The following is a 3,372-nucleotide window of genomic DNA, read 5'->3' on the forward strand; positions in this document are numbered from 1 at the left end:
CTTGCGTCCATTGCGGAAGATTCCCTACTGCTGCCTCCCGTAGGAGTCTGGGCCGTGTCTCAGTCCCAGTGTGGCCGATCACCCTCTCAGGTCGGCTACGCATCGTCGCCTTGGTGAGCCGTTACCCCACCAACTAGCTAATGCGCCGCAGGCCCATCCCCAAGTGACAGATTGCTCCGTCTTTCCCGATCCCTCCAGGAGGAGAGACCGCATATCCGGTATTAGCATCCGTTTCCGGAGGTTATCCCAGTCTTGAGGGCAGGTTGCCTACGTGTTACTCACCCGTCCGCCGCTAACCTTGTCCCGAAGGACAAGATCCGCTCGACTTGCATGTATTAGGCACGCCGCCAGCGTTCGTCCTGAGCCAGGATCAAACTCTCCATAAAAGAAGACTTCGTGTCCGAAGGACGATGAAGTGCTTCAAGGTGTTTGACTTGCTCATTGTAAAACGTTGTCGAATTTATAGCTTAATCATTTGTTCAGTTTTCAAAGAACTTGGTTGGTCACAAGAGAATACTTTATCATACTGAGCATTTCTTGTCAACAGCTTGTTTTTCTTTTTTTGTTTCCGTTCGCCGTTGTTTTTACCGTGCCGCCGAAGCGACAAGAAGTAATATACCACAGTCTCCAAACCATATGCAACCCCTAAATCAAAAAAAAGGTCGAATTGATTTTCTGCCCCACTATCAAGCCTTGCTGATGGCTCAAATACTAAATAGCAAAAAGGAAAGGGACCGAAAAGAGGCGTCCCCTGTTCGGTCCCTTCTATATGCCGGAATCGGGAACCTTCCGGTTTCCCGGGTCTAGGCTTCCGTCCACACCATCCAGCCAAGGTCTGCTTCAATCCATGCCAAGCAGCCGGCGTATCTCCTGCTCGTCCTCGATGACAGCTACGCCCAAGGCACGGGCCTTGTCGAGCTTGCTGCCGGCGCTCTCGCCGGCAAGCACGAAGTCGGTCTTCTTGGAGACGCTGCCGCTTACCTTGGCTCCCAGCGCCTCCAGACGGCGTCCGGCTTCATCCCGCGTCATTGTGTGCAGCGTGCCGGTCAGCACGACCGTCTTGCCGCTGAACGGACTGTCCACGGCGATCGGCTCGACCTTGTCCGCCTCCGCCTTGACGCCCTTCTCGCGCATGCGCCGGATGCTCTCCCTAATAAGCGGCTCCTTGAAGAAGCCGACGATGCTTTCAGCCACGATGCCGCCGACATCGGGGAGAGCGGTGAGCTCCTCGGCCGATGCTTCCATGATGGCGTCCAGGCTGCCGTAATGGTCGGCCAGCATGCGCGTGGTCGCCTTGCCTGTATTCGGAATGCCGAGCGCATTGAGGAAGGAGGCAAGGTCGCGGTCTTTCGACTTCTCGATCGCGTCCAGCAGATTGCGCGCCTTTTTGTCTCCGAAGCGCTCCAGCTTGATCAGATCGTCATAACCGAGATCGTACAGATCGGCCGGATCATGCACTTCGCAGGAATCCAGAAGCTGCTCCGCTGTCATGACGCTGAACGTCTCGATGTCCATAGCGTCCCGCGAGGAAAAATGCGTGATCCGGGCGATGATCTGCGGCTTGCAGCCGAGACGGTTCTCGCAAAACAGATGGGCGCCGCGCTGCACGAGCGGCGTGCCGCAGGCCGGGCAAGTTTCGGGATAGACAATTTCCTCCCCCTGCTCTTCTTCATCTGCTCTGCCGAGGATTTCGGGAATGACGTCATTGGAACGCCGGATGAAGACACGGGTGCCAAGCGCGTGCTTCAGTCCCTTGCGCTCGATATCCCCGGTATTGTTGAGGGTGCAGTTCTGCACCGTGACGCCGGCCAGCTCCACCGGCTCCACGCGCGCGAGCGGAGTTACTTTGCCCGTACGGCCGACATTCCAGGACACCGATTCCAGCACCGTCGTGCTTTCTTCCGCCTCGAACTTGAACGCCACCGACCAGCGCGGGAATTTGTCTGTATAGCCGAGAGCCGCCCGGGTGCGCATATCCGTCACTTTGACGACCGCTCCGTCAATGAGGAAATCGAGCTCCGGACGCATGACGGCAATCCGATGCAGCTCCGCGATGACCTCCTCGATATCGTCGAAGTAAGTGATATACGGGTTGACCTTGAAGCGGTTGTCCCTGAGGAACTGGATCAGCTCGGCATGGTCGCGGAACTCGAGCTCGTCGGAATAACCGATATTATAGAAGAAAGCGCTCAGGCGGCGTTCGGCCGTAACCTTCGGATTGAGGTTGCGCAGAGCGCCTGCGGCGCCGTTGCGCGCGTTTTTGAGCGGCTCGGCTGCGGTCTTGTTGTAGTTCTCCAGCACGGAAAGGAACATCAGCCCTTCGCCCTGGACTTCGATAAGGCCGTCCTTGTACGGAATTGTCAGAGGGACCGAACGGATCGTCTTCACCTGCGCCATGATGCTCTCGCCGACCGTGCCGTTGCCCCGCGTCGCCGCCTGAACGAGCTCTCCGCCGTCATAGGTCAGGTTGAGAGTCAGCCCGTCGAACTTGAGCTCGACGACATAGGAAGGATCCGGCAGCGGCTCCTCGTCGGGATTTTTGGCATTGTAATCGGCGATGCCGCGGGCGAGGCGCTGCTGCCAGGCGCGGACGGCATCCTCGTCCTTGGCCTTGTCCAAGCTCCATAGGCGGGAACGATGCCGATGGGGCTCGAACCCCTTGAGCGTCTCTCCTCCGACGCGCAGGGAGGGCGACTCCGGCAGCACGACGCCGCTCTCGCTCTCCAGACGAACCAGCTCATCGTATAAAAGATCGTATTCCTTGTCGCTGATCGTCGGGTTGTCGAGCGTGTAATAGTTGTAGTTGTGCACGGCAAGCTCTCCGGCGAGCTCCCGCATCCGCTCCACGGCTTGCGGATCTGCTCCGGCCGCCAGCTCTTGCTGCTGCTCCATGCGGTTATCCAAGCGGAATCCCCGTCCTTTTCATCCGAATAATGGCTTACGTTTCTATTGTGCGCGTTTCATTATGTAAGCAACCCTGCCCGGAGGCCGGCGATCCGGCTTCCGGGCAGGAAGGCATGCTTGAATAGATATAAGACCGGACCAACATCCAACAGCGATCCGTATAAATGCAAAATGTTCATGAGCGCACGGCTGCAACGAGCGGACGCGATGGACCATGCCATTGGGAAGGACATATCGCCGGCAAGCACGAGAAGCTGCCGCTTTCCTTCCGAGAGGCTGTCAGCCCGACACCTTCTCGATCGGGGCGAAGCTGGCGAGCAGCTTCTTGAGCCCGACCGGAGCCGGGAATGCGATCTGGATCTCCGTGTCGTTGCCGGTGCCCTTTACCGACACGATCACACCGGTGCCCCATTTCTTGTGGACCACCTTGTCTCCGGCGGCGAAGCTGCGCGCCGCATCGCCCGCGGC

The 3,372-nt window shown here is 58.3% G+C and carries 2 protein-coding genes and 1 rRNA gene; all 3 read right to left on the minus strand.

Annotated elements, in window-relative coordinates:
- Positions 1 to 386: ribosomal RNA gene (locus BN871_RS25945) — 16S ribosomal RNA — on the minus strand; the annotation flags it as partial.
- 454 nt (positions 387 to 840) lie between these two features.
- Complete coding sequence (gene ligA / locus BN871_RS25950) at positions 841 to 2,838, minus strand: NAD-dependent DNA ligase LigA (RefSeq protein ID WP_373864562.1); 1,998 nt, start codon at positions 2,836 to 2,838, stop codon at positions 841 to 843.
- 345 nt (positions 2,839 to 3,183) lie between these two features.
- A partial coding sequence (locus BN871_RS25955; protein WP_048750072.1) for a hypothetical protein occupies positions 3,184 to 3,372 on the minus strand: 189 nt, incomplete at its 5' end.

The sequence above is a fragment of the Paenibacillus sp. P22 genome (genome assembly GCF_000469945.2).
GTDB classification, from domain to species: Bacteria; Bacillota; Bacilli; order Paenibacillales; family Paenibacillaceae; genus Paenibacillus_O; species Paenibacillus_O humicus.